We start from the raw sequence: 16,174 nt of genomic DNA, 5'->3' as shown, positions 1-16,174 counted from the left end.
AAACTAATATGAGCAATCTAACACCCAAACAAGACCTGCCCACTAAGCCCAACAACCAGGGCAAGCAGTTACAGACATTCGAGCCTGACTCAACAGCCGCCGTTCAGGTGGAGACCAGCATGGAAATGCCCAAGCGCATTGGCCTGCTGATCTTCGCTCTGGTGTTCGGCGTTTTTGGGCTCTGGTCTGTGCTGGCACCGATTGAAGGGGCCGCCCATGCACCGGGCACAGTCATCGTGCGCTCTAACAAACAGGTCGTTCAGCACCTTGAGGGCGGCATTGTTAACGAAATTGTAGCCCAGAATGGTGACCGTGTTGCAGCAGGGGATCCCTTACTGATTCTTGACGATACCCAGCCCCTGGCACAGCTCGAAATTGCCAGCGGCCAGTACACTGCCCTGCGCGCACTGGAAGCCAGGCTGATCGCTGAGCGGGACGGACTAGAATCCATTGAGTTCCCTGAGGAACTGACCAACGGTGATCTGAACGCGCAAATGGAAATGAATGGCCAGCTGCAGCTTTTCCGCACCCGCAAGGCTTCTCTCGAGGGCAGTGTGGAAGTGCTGGAGCAGCGCATCGGACAACTGCGATCGCGCCTTGAGGGCATGCGCGCCCAGCAGGAAAGCCGCGAAGAGCTGGCCGCGTCCTATTCGGAAGAACTGGGCGAAGTTCGCTCCCTGTTAGAAGAAGGCTTTTCGGATAAGACCCGTCTGCGCGAACTGGAGCGTAATGCCTCACGCCTGCGTGGCGAGGCGGCCGAAATGACGGCCAATATCTCCTCTACTGAAATTCAGGTCGGTGAAACACGCCTGGAGATCCTGCAGCAGCAACGCGAATTCCAGAACGATGTCGCCAGCCAATTGGCTGAAACACAAACGAACCTGAAAGATGTCCGTGAACGCATGACCGCGTTACGTGATGTCCTGACCCGCACTACCGTCAAATCTCCTGTCACGGGTGTTGTTAACGGTATGCAGGTTCATACGGTCGGCGCCGTTATTTCCCCCGGAACACCATTGGCAGAGGTCGTCCCCCAGTCTGATGAACTTGTGGTGGAGGCCCGTGTCCAACCCATCGACATTGACCGGGTTGCTGTGGATCAGGAAGCTACCATTCGCTTTTCCAGCTTTAATAATTCAGTGCCGGCCATCTTTGGTCGTGTCATTCATATTTCTGCTGACAGTTTTGTCGACGAAAATAGCGGGGCGTCCTACTACACCGCTCGCGTTGAAGTAACACCCGAAGGTATGGAAGAGCTGGGCAACCTGACACTGATCCCCGGCATGCCGGCCGAAGTGTTTATTGCCACAGGCTCACGCACTTTCTTGCAATACCTGATGAAACCCATCTCAAACGCCCTGGCACGAAGCTTTAGAGAAGACTGATTGCTTATGAATTGCAAATCGCGACTGACGCTGGCCTTGCTGGTAGCGCAACTGAGTACGGGCACCGCTTTTGCCCAGCCGGAAACAGGTGAGACTCCTGCCACTGGAAACGCGGCATCCAATGCGGTGACCAGTGGCTCTCTGGCTGAGCGTCATGATGGCATTGGCCGCACGCTTGAGGACTTTTTCCTTGCCTCCCTGGATTACAGCCCTCGTCTGCAAATTGCCGCTGAGCGCATGAACATTGGCGAGGCTCAACGCGAAGCGGTTAATGGCCAACTATTGCCACAGGTCAATGCCAACGCTTCCATCTCGGGCAACCGGCAACAACAAGCGATTGGCACTAATGAGTACCATGGCCAGCGCATGTCTCTGCAAATCCAGCAAATCCTTTTTGACTGGGGCACATTTAAACGCCGCAGTCAGGCGTACCACCAGGAAAATCAGTACGAAGCCGAATATTATGCGGAACTGGCCGCGTTGCTGGCTGAAGTGTCCATTCTCTACCTGGATGTTTTACAGGCTCAGGACGCACTGAACTCCAGTCAGTCTGAGCTGGATGCGGTCAGTACTCAGCTACAACAAATTGAGCGCATGCATGACATGCAACTGGTACAGATTACCGATTTGTACGAAGCTCAGGCCCGCAAATCTGCCGTTGAGGCAGAGCAGGTGCTGCTGCAAAGTGAGCTGACGCTGGCCAAAGAGGCATTACGAGCCGCCTCCGGCCTGGCACTGGGCGACCTCTATACCTTGGGTGATGAGGCAGAACTGCCGCCGATCGATGGCACGCTGGAAGAGTGGATTCAGCGGGCGCGCGAGAACAACCATGTCATTCAGTCTCGGCGCCTTGCCGTCAACATGGCTGATGACCGTATCTCGGAACAACGGGGTCGTTACATGCCCCAGGTCAGCCTGGTCTTGCAGCAACAACGCTCTGACCTGGGCTTTGATAACACCGGTATCGACCGCACAGATACCGGCTATGTAGGCCTGAACGTATCTGTTCCGCTTTTTGCCGGTGGCAGCAACAGGGCCGCTGTCAAAGAAGCAGTCAGCCAACACAGCATTGCCCAGCATGAACTTCGTCAGACCAACCTGGATGTAGAAGACCAGACCCGCAACGCTTATCTGCGTCTGCAGGCGGCGGAACGACAAGTGGTGGCAGCAGAATCACTACTGGAATCGCGACGCATTTCCACCCAGGCCCGTCAGCGTGGGTTCGAGCTGGGCACGGTCACCAGCGTGGATGTTCTGGATGCAGTGCGCGATGAGTTCATTGCCGAGCGCGATCTTCAGCAGGTGCGCTACGATTATTTGCGCCTGAGCCTGCAACTGCAGCGCGATGCCGGCACCCTCGATGCGGAAGACCTGGTTGATATCAGTGAGCGCCTGGAAGACCCTGACCTTACTCAACAATCAGGTTAATGGGCTGCTGGTGAAAATGCAGCTCACCTGGCTGACTGTCGACACCATAGCCGACCAGAAAATCTGCTTCGATTGACGTAATGCCGATATCGGAGGGCCGCAGCTGATCCAGCACATTGATTGATTCCTCGGCGCTCAAGGTACGCCGCTGGTAGATTGGCACGCCAGCATCTGGCTGATAAGGAACCATGTCACCCGCCGGGTTTTTCACCAGGATCTCTCCATCAGGCAACAACACAGCGGCTGCTACAAAACCGGGTTGCCCCTGGTGTTTCGGATCGATATCGATTTTAGCACGCACATCAATCACCTGGTCCGGCCTGACGCTGTTGAGGTAAGTCTGCCCGCCATCCGCTGTTACGCCACCATAAAAGGCGGCCTGACCGGCATTATTACCCTGAAAACTGACATGGCCCAGCAAGGGGATTAAATCATCGTGTTCGTAGCGGATACTGAGCCGGTAAGGGCCTTCTTTAGCGCTGCCACAATTCAGCAGGGTATCGCTGCTAAAGGTATTCACCAGCACATAGTAGCGGCCTGCATCCAATTGCTGGTTTATACGGGGGCGACAATCGCCAGCACTGTCTTCATCCTGAGATATGATGCCCAGCCCCTCATCCATGACCAGCAGCACACTGTCCAGCCCTCCTGAAGTGATCGTATCCAGGGTGACGTCGAGCGTGGATGGCACATCCAGCACCCAGACATCTACCGCGCTGTCATCACTGCCACCTGCCATCAGCTCCAGTATCTGACAGTCACTGTCATCAAGGGCGTCGTTATGCCAGCCGAAACCGGCCGGCTTGGCCATACAACGCTCAATACCACCGTAGAGAAACTCGACGGCGGCGATATCATCTTCCTGCAAGGAGTCGAGGTTACCGATTCGGCTGGTCATGATGGATGGCTGACCATCATCTTCATGCTGCAAACCCAGCGCATGACCCAGCTCATGCAGCGCCACCCGCCGGAAATCAAACTCAAAAGCACCGGAAGGTGCTCTTCTCAGCGGACCATCGTAAACATCAAACAAACGACCCTGGTTGAAGATGATATCCGTCTCAACCAGTTCCAGGCCACCCAGGGTATTGAATTCCGTAAAAAAAGCCGTGACAGCCAAGGTGCCCTCAGCAAAATCCTGACCACAAACCTGGGAGCGGAAATCCACTGCATTGGCAAAATCAGGCGATTCGGTGCCGTCATAACCCACGCAAGGGTCACGGTACTCCGGACTCAGGTCAAAGGTGAACCGCGTTGATGCATTCCATTCTTCAGCCGCTTCACGAAACGCCTGCGACCAGGAAATACCGCTGCCCGATGTCCCTGGCATTCCAATATAGAATGTGGTTCTGGCACCCGGCCATTTCTGGCCAAAATCGCCCAGCTCATATGCCTGAATTGTCATCGGAGCAAGTAGCGCCACCCCAACAACGACAACCGCGCGCAGACTGGCTAATCTGGCTAATCTGGCTAATACAAAGGGCATGATATTAACGAAGGATTGCAACACTCTCATTACGACCCCTCCTGTTCACGTAGCATCTGACGAACGCCGGATTTGAACGCTTCTACTGTCAGGGCCTGTTCTGGCTGACTGGCGCCCAGAACCTGCACCCCTCTTGCTGCAGCACCAGGTGCAAGCAAGGGTAGGGGCGCAGTGTTGTCGACATCAGGTCGCGTAGTTGGCAGGCTACTCACCGGCCGCCCACTGGCCGTCATGATGCGTCGATTTTCAGGGGGCACGTTGCCGCTTTGGCTCTGCTCATCAACCCGAAAATGTCCCTGGGACCAACCCACCAGTGGGTGCACCAGATTGTTCTGCAGACTGGACACAAAATACACACCTGTTTCACCTACCTCAGGTATCTGCATGTCAGCAATCATCAATTGCCGTTGACCGACCCGGCCCCCGGTATAGTGTAATGTGATGGTGGTTTCTTCGACCTGCCCTTTGATGACATCAATCACCTTGAAAGTCACCAGGGTGTTGATCATTCGAGGACCGGTCTGCTGAGCCTGGACATCCGTCACGCGCCCCTCAAACACGAGTTGCGCTTTGGCAACGACCTCTGAGAAATGCAATTCGGTGATGGTTGTCGCCTGAACCAAACAGGAAAAGAAGGGCAGGGTTAGTAATAACACCATCCTCAGGGCAATCGATCGCAAGCTTGAGTCTCGCATTTTCAGCAGCTCCTCAGTCGTTGTTCATCAGCGGAAGCGCAAGAGCAAACCTGCAATCTCGCAGAGATCAGGAAGTCTGGCTATCACCCAATCGTCTGATTACCTGACGGAGCGCCCGGCGCCAGTGAATGGGCTGACACGCCAGCGCTTCAATCGTGGCGGACTTATCCAGCACACTATAGGGTGGCCGTTTCGCCGGTGTCGGATAATCCCTTGTGGTAATGGCATTAACCGGAATTTCTGTTTCCAGCAGCCCCGCCTGTATGGCTTCTTCCTGAATCGCAACAGCAAAGTCATACCAGCTGGCAACGCCCGCATCACTCCAGTGCATAATGCCGGTAGGTCGCACATCCAGAACGTGATTGATGCAACGTGCAATCTCCCAGGTCGAACTTGGCGTGCCAATCTGATCTGCCACAACACCGAGCTTGTCTTTACTTTGCATCAACTTCAGCATGGTTTTGACGAAGTTATGCCCAAATTCCGAATACACCCATGATGTCCGTAAAATCAGACTATGTTTGGGTGCCAGGTAACCAACATGCAATTCGCCTTCTAACTTAGTACGGCCGTAAATGCCCGGCGGATCGGTTTGATCATCCGGTGTATAGGGGCGGTGCTGGTGGCCATTAAAGACAAAATCTGTGGATACTTGTAGTAGCCAGGCATCATTGGCTGCCGCCCAGCGTGCCAGGAACTTTGGGCCGGTGGCATTGGCAGCGCGTGCTTCGAGGTCTTCTGTTTCTGCTTTATCCACGGCAGTATAGGCTGCCGCATTGATAATAACCGAGGGGCTGAGCGCATTGAGCCTGGCAACAATAGCGCTCTCATCCGAAATATCCACGTCTTGCCGGGTCAGCGTCAGTACCTCGTAGCGATCACGATCCAGGGTTTGCAGCAACGTCTGCCCAAGCTGACCAGCGGCACCAACTAACAATAACTTTTCGCGGTCATTGTCTGCATTTTGTCGTAATTTCGAATCAGAAGGTGTGATGTTATCACTCATATTTTTGGCGTCACTTCATAGGTAGGCACAGCAGAAAACGGGCTGGCAGCCCGGTCTTTGTCAGACAACACAGGACCGTCCGTACTATCGATCAACGGCCATTCAATGCCCAGTTCAGGGTCGTTCCACAACAGGCTGTATTCATCATCCGGTGCATAATAATCCGTGCATTTGTACACCATCTCAGCTGATTCGCTCATCACATAAAAACCGTGTGCGAAACCTGGCGGCACCCAGAGCTGGTGCTTGTTCTCGGCTGACAGCACCGCCCCGACATGCTGGCCGAAGGTCGGTGAGTCGCGGCGCATATCAACGGCGATATCATAAATCTCACCTGAGACGACACGCACCAGTTTGCCCTGCGGCTGCTTTAACTGATAATGCAGCCCGCGCAGGATGCCCTGACTGGATTTGCTATGGTTATCCTGAACAAAGCGAATACCGGGCCAGCGCTCTTCAAACATGGATTGCCGAAAGGTTTCCATGAAAAAACCTCGATGATCACCGAATACTGCAGGCTCGATCAGCCATACATCAGCGATAGCGGTCGGGGTGACTTTCATCCAGCATTTACTCCTTGATCAGGTTCAACAGATACTGACCGTATCCGCTTTTCGCCAGCGGTGCAGCCTGCTTGCGCAGGGCTGCTGCATCAATAAATCCACTGTGATAGGCAATTTCTTCCGGGCAGGCAATCTTCAGACCCTGGCGTTCTTCCAGTACCCGGATAAAATTCGCTGCATCCAGCAAGGACTGCACAGTACCCGTGTCCAGCCAGGCAGTGCCCCGGTTGAACAGCTCAACCTGTAACTCACCACGCTCCAGATAGGTTTTATTAACGTCGGTAATTTCCAGCTCACCACGCGCAGACGGCTTGATGGTCTTGGCAATGTCTATGACATCATTGTCGTAGAGATAGAGACCGGTCACCGCGTAATTGGATTTGGGCTGGGCCGGTTTTTCTTCCAGGTCGATGGCCGTATTGTTTTCATCCAGATCCACAACACCGTAACGCTCCGGATCCTGCACATAATAGGCAAAAACAGTGGCTCCCTTTTCCTGCTGCAGCGCACGCTGTAGCTTGTCTTCCAGTGAGTTGCCATAAAAGATATTGTCACCCAGTATCAGGCAGACACTGTCATCACCGATGAAAGACTCGCCGATCAGGAAGGCCTGCGCCAACCCGTCAGGGCTGGGTTGCTCGGCATATTGCAGCGAAATTCCCCATTGGCTGCCATCACCCAGCAGATGCCTGTATAAAGGTAAATCACCCGGTGTGGTAATAATAAGGATTTCGCGAATACCCGCCTGCATCAAGGTGCAAAGCGGATAGTAAATCATCGGTTTATCATAAACCGGCATCAACTGCTTACTGACCGAGATGGTCATCGGGTGAAGGCGAGTGCCTGTGCCACCCGCGAGAATAATGCCTTTTGTCGTCTGTGCCTTGCTTGTCCGGGTGGTCTGATCTGTTTGGCTCATGTGGCGTCACTTCCTTTGCGTTGCGTCACTTGGCGAATGCCGGCCGTCGCTGGCCTGTTGATGCGCAATAATGGACGGCAATGCATCATAAAAATTGCTGCGCGGATTATAGCTTAGTTCACGACGGGTTATCGAATCATCAACTGGCTGATCCCGCGTCATGGTTCGCCAGGTGCGAAGGCCAGGTACATTTTTCCAGGGTAACAGGCGACCCAGAACTTCCGCCAACAATGCTGAGACGTAACACACAGGGACAGGAACTGACCATTTGGGTATTTCCTGGCGGCAGGCCTGACGAATACCCAGCTCAATCTCCTTGAGCCGATATGGCTGCCCATCCGTGACCGGGTAGATTGGCACGTCTGTTGATGGCCTCGCTGTGTTGTCCAGGGAGGGAGTTGTAGCTGCCATCGCTACCAGGGCCAGACAGAGATCATCAACCCCCACCAGTGATAAACGGCTTTTCAGGCGAGGTAGTGGAGGCAGACGCCGCTTTTGAATGAGTCGCAGCAACGTCAGCAAATTACCGCGCATACCCGGACCATAAACATTGGCTGGCCGGGCGATTGCTGCTGACATCGCTGTTGCTGATCCAGTCGCTGCAGCTCGACAGGCCTCTATGACCAGGGCTTCCGCATCCGCTTTGCTCTGGCCATAGCTTGATCGCGGTGTGTCATAAGCAGGATCAGCCAGAATGCTACTCACTAAGACGAACTTTTTTACGCCACTTTGCCGGGCCTGGGCCAGTATATTGGCAGTGCCACTAACATTGACGGCTTTGACCTGCTCTGCATTAATGTGATTCACATGCGCTGAACCTGCTGCATGTATCACTGCATAAACGCCGTCACAACAGCCCTTGAGCGTTTCTGGCTGTGTAAGATCCTGTGCTGGACGCTGCAATTCGACGACATCGGCACCAACCCTTTCAAGATGACGCTTCAGGTGTTGGCCGACAAACCCACGGCTGCCGGTCACCAGCACTTTTCGGCCGGCCCAGTTCATGACCAGCGCCAGCCATGTGTAGTGAAGAAGCGCAAAGCGGAGCGCCCGAACATGGCGATATGCCGCAGCCCTTTGCGAGCGCTGTTGCCTCCCAGATGATGGATACGCATCTGCGGCAAATAGGTCAAAGAGCCAAAACGGCGCGCCCGCATGGATAAGTCAAAGTCTTCGAAATAGAGAAAGTAGTCCGGATCGAACCCTTTCAAGGCAGAGAGGGTCGACTGGCGAAACAACATAAAACAGCCACTGATGATCGGAATATTATCACTGGGCTTGTCTTCGGGCAGATCATGCATGTCATAGTGCGCCAGCCGATCAGCAAACCGCTGTTTGATGCGGGTCGGGGCGAAGCCTCGCAGGAAGAAATCCAGCATGCTGGGGTATCGCTTACAGGCAGAAGCCAGATGGCCGTCACGCTCCTCTATGGCCGGGGCAACAGCGACGGTTTCCGCATGACCGAGCAACCAGCGCAATCCTTCCAGCAAGCTTTCAGGTTCCAGTGTGACATCCGGATTGAGAATCAGAAAAGCAGCCTGATTGCCTGCGCCTTCAAGCGCCTCGCAATGTTGCAATGCCAGGTTATGTCCCCGCCCATAACCGATATTGCCATGACCGGACAGCAAATGCGTATTCAGCGGCAACCCGCTGATCTGCCGCTGGCAACGCGACAGCAATTTCTCCAGCACGGGGCGATTGGCCCCACTGGGCTCGTTATCCACCAGATACAAGCGCAAATGCGCCAGCTGTGATTGCTGAAAAGCCACATAAGCAGCCTCCAACAGGGAAGTCAGCGTTTCCTGCAGGACCGGCTCATCCAGCTGATAAACCACAACTGACACTGTCAGGACAGTTGAGGTGCTGGTTGCTACGTCAGGAATAATTGGGATATCAAGGTTCTTCACGTACGATTCGGTCACCAAAAGGCGTGCGGATCAAGCGGGCACCTTCCGGTACATCCTCAGGGTTGATTCGTCTGGGCTGAAAACGTTGTGCTTCGGCCCGCATCACGGCAGGATCAACATTTTCGCCTCGCTCACGCGCGGCGCGCAATGCCGCAGCAAAGGGGTTGTCACGACCACGGCGGCGGCGACCTTCATCGTCACCTTCACCATCATTGTCAGCGTTTTCTTCATCACTTGCGGGTACGGGCGCCGGCGCTAATGGCGCCAGCGTGGTCAGCTCCAACCTGGCCAGTTGCGCACCCACACAGTCCACCCCGCGGTCCTCGCTGGCAATACAGTTTTCACTGGACGGCAAATGCAGCAGCAATGAACGGGATTCATCTGATTCCAGGCGAAAGCCAGGGTAACCAGGAATACCAACAGCCTGATCAGCCAGTTCGACGGCCAGTTCCTCACCGGACTGGTCACGAAGCCGGGCCTGACGACGCGAGCCAAACTGGCTGACACCCACCAGTGTAAAGCGAGGGCCACTGAAACCAACCGTTGGTGCCGTCGGCGTACTGGTACCCGAAGAGGAGCCGGCATCGGTGTCTTCCAGCGGCTCAAACAGCGAGAGGCGATCAGGCAGCGCATTATTAGTTGATGTCGCAGCAGCAAAAGGGTTTTGCGCTACCGCATCACTCATCATAAAGACGGCGGCCATCAAGATCGCAGCCAGGCACTGGCCGCGCTGGTTTGTGATCTGGATACCTGACTTGCCAGAATGGCTGATCAATCCGGGCACTGTGTGCTCCATGGCTGAGTTATTTCCCGCAAATTTATTTCCTGTTAGACGCAGCATCTTACTCTTTAGTTTCCCCGGCTTCAAAATAGCGATCAATGGCTGTCTGACAGATTTTTTGCAAACTCCAGCCCCACTGGGTCTCTGGCACCTGAAAATAAGCCTCAACATGACTAACCTCAGGGGGCATGGAAAAAGTTCTTGCCTTGTTCAGGGCCAGTATCAGCTCCGGGTAGTTGTTCTCACTGTTCTGGCTGGCGTAAATTTCCATGGCCTGTTTCTTTACATCCACGGCAGCAGAGATATCGACCAGGTGATTCACCGGACTCTGCACGCTGATTTCATAAAACCAGCTTGCCGGGCGTAACCCACGCCAGGGCCGCTCATGCAGTTGCTGAAGGGCAGACCAGACGACATTTGCAGTCGCTCTATGATCCGGGTGCAGCTCCAGCATGCCAGGCATAAATACTGTGCCTGGCTGGCAATCAGCAATACAGGCTGCCGCCTTGGCGATGGCAGCATCAGCAACGGCGCCCGTGCTCAGACCACGATCCGGAAAGTCCCACAAATGCAGGGTATTTACACCCAGCAGGCTGGCGGCCGCACGGACTTCGCTCTGCCGGCGCTCGACCAGATCGTCCGCTTCACCACCCAGAGCCCCGTCTGACATCACCACAACGACGGTTTCTATACCTTGCCGTGCTGCCAGGTACAGACTGCCCCCCATACCAAAGGTTTCATCATCAGCATGGGGTGCAAATATCAGCCAGGGCCCAGGCGGGAGTGGACTGCATTGATAGGGGACAAGTACATGTTCAGGAGTCATGATAGAATTGTAGGACTTTTTTCGAGTTATTTTTAGCGATTTCTTATGCAGCTCAATTTACTTAGCCAGTGGGCTTTGTCACCAGTCCGGCATTTCCGCCTGTTTTATCAGTTTGTCCGCCAGGAGTTCAGTGGTCAGTTCGCCGGTTCACTGGGTGGTTTTCTGTGGCTGTTTGTTACTCCCATCGTCAATATCATTATTTACTCCTTTGTTTTCAGTGTCGTCTTCCGGGCACCGATACCGGAAAACTTTGGTGATGTGTCTTTTGTCATTTTCCTGATGATTGGCTACTTGCCCTGGTTTGCTTTTGCTGATGCCATGGGACGGGCCAGTGGCTTACTGCTGGAAAAAGCCCCTCTGATCACCAAGGTGAAGTTTCCTGTGCAACTGATACCCATGGTTGGCACGCTGGTTCCTTATCTGGTTCACGGCATCGCCTTTTTCGTGTTCCTGGTGTATCTGGCTTTTAACGGTTATGTGCAAGTCACCTGGCTCTGGTTGCCAGTCGCGCTGGGGCTGCAGTTTCTGTTTACTATGGGCCTGGTTGCCATCCTGTCTGCGTTTTGTGTCTTTCTTCGCGACATCCAGCAACTCGTTGCCCTGATGCTGACCGCCTGGTTCTTTATGACGCCCATTATTTACCCACTGTCACTGCTACCTGAAGCTGTTCGTCCGTTTATGTTGATGAATCCCATGCACAGCTTTGTGCAGTTCTATCGGGAAGCCATTTTGCTGGGGGAGTTTTCCCTGCCACATTTTGAAATCATGACCGTGTCAGCCCTGATCAGTTTCTTTATCGGTGGCTGGCTGTTCATGCGAATTAAACATGCTTTCGGAGACGTTCTCTGATGCACAGTATTGCCGTCGAAAACGTATTTAAAGATTTCCGCATTTATGCCCGCCCCCAGGACCGGCTACTGGAGTTGCTGTTACGCAAACCACGGCACCGTGACTTCCATGTACTGCAGGATATTTCCTTTAACGTCCTGGAAGGTAAAAGCCTGGGTATCATCGGTGATAACGGGGCCGGAAAATCCACATTGATGAAATTGCTGGTGGGCACGCTGCAGCCGACCCGTGGCAGCGTGGATATTCGTGGGCAGGTCGCCGCTTTGCTGGAGCTGGGCGCCGGTTTCCATCCGGAGTTCAGCGGCAGACGCAATATTTACCTGAATGCATCACTGCTCGGTGTTCCCGATGATGACATTGAAGCGCTGGAAAATGACATTATCGCCTTCTCCGAACTGGAGGACTTTATCGACCAGCCAGTGAAAACCTACTCATCCGGCATGTATGTCAGGCTGGCTTTTTCTATCGCCACGATGGTGCGACCGGATGTGCTGGTCATTGATGAGGCGCTGGCTGTCGGGGATATCGCTTTTCAGAAGAAATGCGTGCAGCGCATGAACGAATTTCGTAAACAGCAAAAGTCGATGGTGTTCTGTAGCCACTCCATGTATCACGTCCAGGAACTATGCGATACGGCGCTGTGGCTGGAGAAAGGGCGCATCCGCGAAATCGGTCCCAGTGAAGATATCGTGGCCCGTTATGAGGACTACTGTAATAGCCGCCGTGTTTATACCACTGGTGAAGCACACGCCAATGAGCATGCCAATGACAAAGTCCTTGCGGGCGATGCAGCGGAAGCACCTGCCGTTAAAGACTGCCGCATCATTCATACCGTCATGCGTGATGTGGATGGCAATGAAATCCGGGAAGTGGAGCCGCTGCAGGAAGTGATTCTGGAGCTCAAGGCCGAAGTGCAGAACGATGCGGCGCATTGCTACTTCGGTTTTGCACTGATGCAGGACCTGGAGGAGATCGTTTCCTCTTACCTGGCAACGGATCGCCCTGATGTGGAGAACGGACCTTTCAAGAAAGGAGAAATCATCACGGTACAGGTGCGGCTCAGCGCCATGACACTTCGTGTTGGCAAGTTCCATGTGCTGGGCGGTGTCGCTGATGATTCCGGTTTGCTCTGGTATGAAACCCGGCTTAGCAAGGAAATTACCATCAAACCCAACAAAGGTCTGGGGCCATATGTCATGCCGTCAACCTGGGATGTGGTGCGGGATATGTCAAACACTGAGGATCAGTCGTCTTCGAGTTGAGGTGGCCTCAGATCGGGTAGCGGGGCGTAAGGGTCAGCTTTGAACACACGCCCCCTCGCTGTTCCCCGGTCGACCTCAATAATTTGATGAAATGCTGTGCCGGGCACTGTACCGGATGTGGTGCTGAGGTTTTCACTTTCAGCGTCAACTTCTGTCTCCTCACCCTCGCTCAATGATGCCTCTTTGGGGTATACGTAAACACTGAAAGTGGAAGACCACCCTATCTCCAGCCACGGAGACACTTCTTCCAGTTGCTCCAGCGGTATGATTTCTCCTATCTGCGGTATGTTGCGGATATCCCGTGTTTGGCGATAGGCCAGTATTTCTTCTATCAGCTCTGCATCCATACCGGGTAAAAGTGCCAGCGCTTCACGTGTTGCCAGGTTGGGGTTAACAGCACCATTGCGACTGTTGCCGTAAACGGTAAACGCCGCATCCAGATTGACGCCGGCAAACAGCTCTGCAAAGCCGCGAATCAGCAGGATTTCATCCACACTTTCCAGGTCCGGGTTGTTACGAGCGCGATAGGGTGGGTCTTGCTCAAGGTAATAGTCATCCTCAGCACCACCGCCCGGTGTCACCAGGCTGTTCAGATCGACCCAGTCTGACCATGCCGCCATATAGGCCTGCACTTCCCGGGGATCAAACCCCGGCCCCAGGCGGTTTTCAATCAGTAAGCGCAGATTATTGGCATTTATACGGTTCAGGTTTATTTTCCCGGCATGGTCAATAATACGTATCTCGGTATTTTCTGGCGCAGGATAGTGCAATGTCAGTGCTTGCCCATTGTAACGGTTCAGCGGTTCCGGTTGCTCGCCAAACTCATTCAACTCCATAGGCTGGTCAGCCGGAACAGGCATACGCTCCAGGATCAATTCCATTTCGGCACGATTCAGTGCCGAGATCATATCCGCGTACTCACGCACCCCTTCCTGGTGATGAAATGCCGTGGTTGCCGACAACCGGATATTGGCAGCCATCACCGTGACCAGCACCGTCATGACAATGGCCAGCCACAACACCATGATTAAAACGGCTCCCTGCTGGCGCTTCATTGTATTAGCTCCAGGTTGGGACGTATGGCACGGTGCTGGCGGGCTGGCATGGCTGCAATGATATCAATTGGCTGACTGACCATGTCATCGTCTGGCCTTAGATGCACATGCACCGCCAGAGGGAGTATATTGACGTCAGCGCCTGGCCAGCTATCCCGCCACAGGCGCGCAAACTCCAGGTCTTCATAGAGGTACTCGAAACTGGCTTGGTAGCCTGGAAACAACAGTCGGGGTTCAACCTCCGCCAGACGCTCATCCGGGTTATCAGACATCGCCGGTGCCAGGTACGCCATGACACCTTCACTATCGTTGACCAATTGCCAGGCAGTTCGATTGCCCTGACGACCCGGGGATACTTCAGACACCCAGGCCAGTGAATCTTCTTCTCCCTTGAAATAAATCTCACGTGCCAGCGTTTCCTGGTTGCGGTAGCTGTGCGGAAAGGCACCTGACAAGGCTCTTTCCAACTGCAACACGGTGATCGCCTGATCCATACTGTCCTCCAATGCGGAGGCGTCATCATCCCAGTCCCTGACAACCCCGAACATTCCAGCGGTCAGCATGGTCAGCAGCATCGCCGTCAGGGACAGCGCGATGATAATTTCCATCAGGGTAAAGCCTGTCTGCTGGCGCTGCTTCATTCCGGCAACTCCAGACGAATCCAGCGAGTACCGGTCAGAGATGTTTCCTGGTCGGGATATTCGATGTGGTAGTACTGCAACAGATCACGCATGGGTTCTGTGCGCCTGATCGGATCTTCCGGGCGTTCCCCGGTCTCAATCAAATACGCATTGTCTGCCATCGATTGCGGTAACTGTAAGTCCCGGAACTGATTGTCTATTAATGCCAGATTAATTTTTGCACGAATAGCTGCGCTGTCCCGGACACTGTCTTGCGTTGACACGGCAAGCCGTTTGCTACCTGCGGCCAGAGTGAAAATTCCGCCCAGCACCAGCGATGTGATCGTCAGTGCAACCAGCACTTCCAGCAATGTGAAACCGTGCTGCTGACGACGATGGCAAGAGCTGCTGAAAGGAAAACTGTTTTTTTTGCAAAAGGAATGCTTCATGGCACGGTAACGCGTCCGGAAAACGGGTCAATCTGAATCAGCGTCTCCCGGTTGCCCTGTCGAAATGTAAGGTCGCCACCGGTGCTGCCACCTTCAGGGTAGAACTCAATTAACAGCGTATCGGCAATTTCTCGCAAACTGCTGCTGTCACTTTCATACCAGAGCTCAATCTCGTGACCCTGCCAGCGACGCAGTATTGTCATGCCAGACTCTGATGGTGTTTGGGTATCATCGTCACCGCCAGCAGTACTGCTCCGGCGGCTGTCGTTATTCTCTGTACCGGAATGCTCAGTCACTGCAAACTCAATACCGGCGACTTGACCCGATACGACTGCACTACGGCGGGCAAAATTGAGCAGGTTATTGGCTTCTCGGACCTGCGCATTGAAGCTGGGGCCTTCCAGGGTACTGAGCACGGGCACCAGCAAACTGGCAGCCATGGCCAGAATGCTCAATACCAGTAATAACTCCAGCAAGGTGAAGCCATACTGCTGCTGTGACAGCTGACACTTCACCGGCATGGCAGACTTACTGAGCCCGAATATCGGCGTCTGTATCTTCTCCACCTTCCGAGCCATCTGCGCCGTAAGACATCAGGCTGTAGTTACGACCCGAAGATTCATACTGGTATTCATTGCCCCAGGGATCCAGAGGGACATCGCCACGCAGGTAGGGGCCATTCCAGGCATCACGGTTGTTGTCATTGTCTACCAGACCCTCCAGCTCATCAGGGTACTGACCCATATCCAGCCGATAAGCGTCCAGGGCACTGCCCAGCGACGACATCTGGGAGCGTGCTGCATCCTGTCGCGCACCGGCCGCCTGGTTAAACAGGTTCGGTGCCACCATCACAGCAAGCATGCCAAGAATCGCCATAACGATCAGCAACTCGATGATCGTAAAGCCCTGCATTGTTCTTCGGTTTGAATTCACTTTTTCCATA

At 54.1% G+C, this 16,174-nt stretch carries 18 protein-coding genes; 4 read left to right on the top strand and 14 right to left on the bottom strand.

Translation table 11 applies throughout. The annotated features are described in order from the left end of the window. The first annotated feature begins 8 nt into the window (after positions 1-8). Both PSCS_RS12065 and PSCS_RS12060 read left to right on the top strand, forming a co-directional pair. The gene (locus tag PSCS_RS12065) at positions 9-1,385 is read left to right on the top strand and encodes an HlyD family type I secretion periplasmic adaptor subunit (protein ID WP_082866658.1); all 1,377 of its coding nucleotides are present in this window, start codon (positions 9-11) and stop codon (positions 1,383-1,385) included. A gap of 6 nt (positions 1,386-1,391) precedes the next feature. Beyond that, on the top strand, positions 1,392-2,813 hold the full coding sequence (locus PSCS_RS12060; RefSeq protein ID WP_068812363.1) for a TolC family protein: 1,422 nt from the start codon (positions 1,392-1,394) through the stop codon (positions 2,811-2,813). On the opposite strand, the gene PSCS_RS12055 is transcribed toward PSCS_RS12060, so the two are convergent. From PSCS_RS12055 to PSCS_RS12015, 9 genes are all read right to left on the bottom strand, one after another. Continuing rightward, positions 2,794-4,329 carry a matrixin family metalloprotease gene (locus PSCS_RS12055; protein ID WP_068812362.1) on the bottom strand — a complete coding sequence of 512 codons (1,536 nt, stop codon included), beginning with the start codon at positions 4,327-4,329 and terminating at the stop codon, positions 2,794-2,796. The genes PSCS_RS12060 and PSCS_RS12055 overlap by 20 nt on opposite strands. Next, positions 4,329-4,994, bottom strand: coding sequence for a hypothetical protein (locus PSCS_RS12050; protein ID WP_068812361.1), 666 nt, complete (start codon positions 4,992-4,994; stop codon positions 4,329-4,331). Before PSCS_RS12050 ends, PSCS_RS12055 begins: the two co-directional genes overlap by 1 nt. A gap of 67 nt (positions 4,995-5,061) precedes the next feature. Next, complete coding sequence (gene rfbD / locus PSCS_RS12045) at positions 5,062-6,000, bottom strand: dTDP-4-dehydrorhamnose reductase (RefSeq protein WP_082866657.1); 939 nt, start codon at positions 5,998-6,000, stop codon at positions 5,062-5,064. Then, the gene (rfbC, locus tag PSCS_RS12040; RefSeq protein WP_068812360.1) at positions 5,997-6,563 is read right to left on the bottom strand and encodes a dTDP-4-dehydrorhamnose 3,5-epimerase; all 567 of its coding nucleotides are present in this window, start codon (positions 6,561-6,563) and stop codon (positions 5,997-5,999) included. Before rfbC ends, rfbD begins: the two co-directional genes overlap by 4 nt. Before the next feature lie 7 nt (positions 6,564-6,570). Next, positions 6,571-7,482 (bottom strand): glucose-1-phosphate thymidylyltransferase RfbA, encoded by a 912-nt coding sequence (rfbA, locus tag PSCS_RS12035; protein ID WP_068812359.1) that lies wholly within the window; start codon positions 7,480-7,482, stop codon positions 6,571-6,573. A 6-nt stretch (positions 7,483-7,488) separates the two neighbouring features. Continuing rightward, complete coding sequence (locus tag PSCS_RS12030; RefSeq protein WP_068812358.1) at positions 7,489-8,487, bottom strand: NAD-dependent epimerase/dehydratase family protein; 999 nt, start codon at positions 8,485-8,487, stop codon at positions 7,489-7,491. Further along, positions 8,484-9,389 carry a glycosyltransferase family protein gene (locus tag PSCS_RS12025; RefSeq protein ID WP_157885710.1) on the bottom strand — a complete coding sequence of 302 codons (906 nt, stop codon included), beginning with the start codon at positions 9,387-9,389 and terminating at the stop codon, positions 8,484-8,486. The genes PSCS_RS12030 and PSCS_RS12025 overlap by 4 nt, the downstream gene beginning before the upstream one ends. After that, entirely contained in the window at positions 9,376-10,185 is an 810-nt protein-coding gene (locus tag PSCS_RS12020) for a hypothetical protein (protein WP_068812357.1), read from the bottom strand. The genes PSCS_RS12025 and PSCS_RS12020 overlap by 14 nt, the downstream gene beginning before the upstream one ends. Positions 10,186-10,231: 46 nt before the next feature. After that, positions 10,232-10,996, bottom strand: coding sequence for a PIG-L deacetylase family protein (locus PSCS_RS12015; protein ID WP_068812356.1), 765 nt, complete (start codon positions 10,994-10,996; stop codon positions 10,232-10,234). Positions 10,997-11,041: 45 nt separating this feature from the next. Here PSCS_RS12015 and PSCS_RS12010 point away from each other — a divergent pair, with 45 nt between their 5' ends. Both PSCS_RS12010 and PSCS_RS12005 read left to right on the top strand, forming a co-directional pair. Beyond that, positions 11,042-11,845: an ABC transporter permease gene (locus PSCS_RS12010; protein WP_068812355.1), complete on the top strand. Its 804-nt coding sequence runs from the start codon at positions 11,042-11,044 to the stop codon at positions 11,843-11,845. Further along, positions 11,845-13,107, top strand: a complete 1,263-nt coding sequence (locus PSCS_RS12005; protein ID WP_068812354.1) for an ABC transporter ATP-binding protein — start codon at positions 11,845-11,847, stop codon at positions 13,105-13,107. Before PSCS_RS12010 ends, PSCS_RS12005 begins: the two co-directional genes overlap by 1 nt. On the opposite strand, the gene PSCS_RS12000 is transcribed toward PSCS_RS12005, so the two are convergent. Genes PSCS_RS12000 through gspG form a run of 5 tightly spaced genes read right to left on the bottom strand, consistent with a single transcriptional unit; the run spans position 13,089 to position 16,173 of the window. Next, positions 13,089-14,162, bottom strand: coding sequence for a type II secretion system minor pseudopilin (locus tag PSCS_RS12000; RefSeq protein WP_068812353.1), 1,074 nt, complete (start codon positions 14,160-14,162; stop codon positions 13,089-13,091). The genes PSCS_RS12005 and PSCS_RS12000 overlap by 19 nt on opposite strands. Beyond that, entirely contained in the window at positions 14,159-14,803 is a 645-nt protein-coding gene (locus PSCS_RS11995; protein WP_068812352.1) for a PulJ/GspJ family protein, read from the bottom strand. The genes PSCS_RS12000 and PSCS_RS11995 overlap by 4 nt, the downstream gene beginning before the upstream one ends. Further along, positions 14,800-15,231: a PilW family protein gene (locus tag PSCS_RS11990; protein ID WP_068812351.1), complete on the bottom strand. Its 432-nt coding sequence runs from the start codon at positions 15,229-15,231 to the stop codon at positions 14,800-14,802. Before PSCS_RS11990 ends, PSCS_RS11995 begins: the two co-directional genes overlap by 4 nt. Beyond that, positions 15,228-15,797, bottom strand: a complete 570-nt coding sequence (locus PSCS_RS11985; protein WP_158662879.1) for a GspH/FimT family protein — start codon at positions 15,795-15,797, stop codon at positions 15,228-15,230. The genes PSCS_RS11990 and PSCS_RS11985 overlap by 4 nt, the downstream gene beginning before the upstream one ends. Next, positions 15,760-16,173 (bottom strand): type II secretion system major pseudopilin GspG, encoded by a 414-nt coding sequence (gspG, locus tag PSCS_RS11980; RefSeq protein ID WP_068812349.1) that lies wholly within the window; start codon positions 16,171-16,173, stop codon positions 15,760-15,762. The genes PSCS_RS11985 and gspG overlap by 38 nt, the downstream gene beginning before the upstream one ends. Between the last annotated feature and the right edge of the window lies 1 nt (position 16,174).

Origin of the sequence: Pseudohongiella nitratireducens, assembly GCF_001642735.1 — a bacterium.
In the GTDB taxonomy this organism is placed as follows: Bacteria; Pseudomonadota; Gammaproteobacteria; order Pseudomonadales; family Pseudohongiellaceae; genus Pseudohongiella; species Pseudohongiella nitratireducens.
The sequence above is the reverse complement of the archived record's forward strand: the minus strand, read 5'-3'. Positions and strand labels throughout refer to the sequence as shown.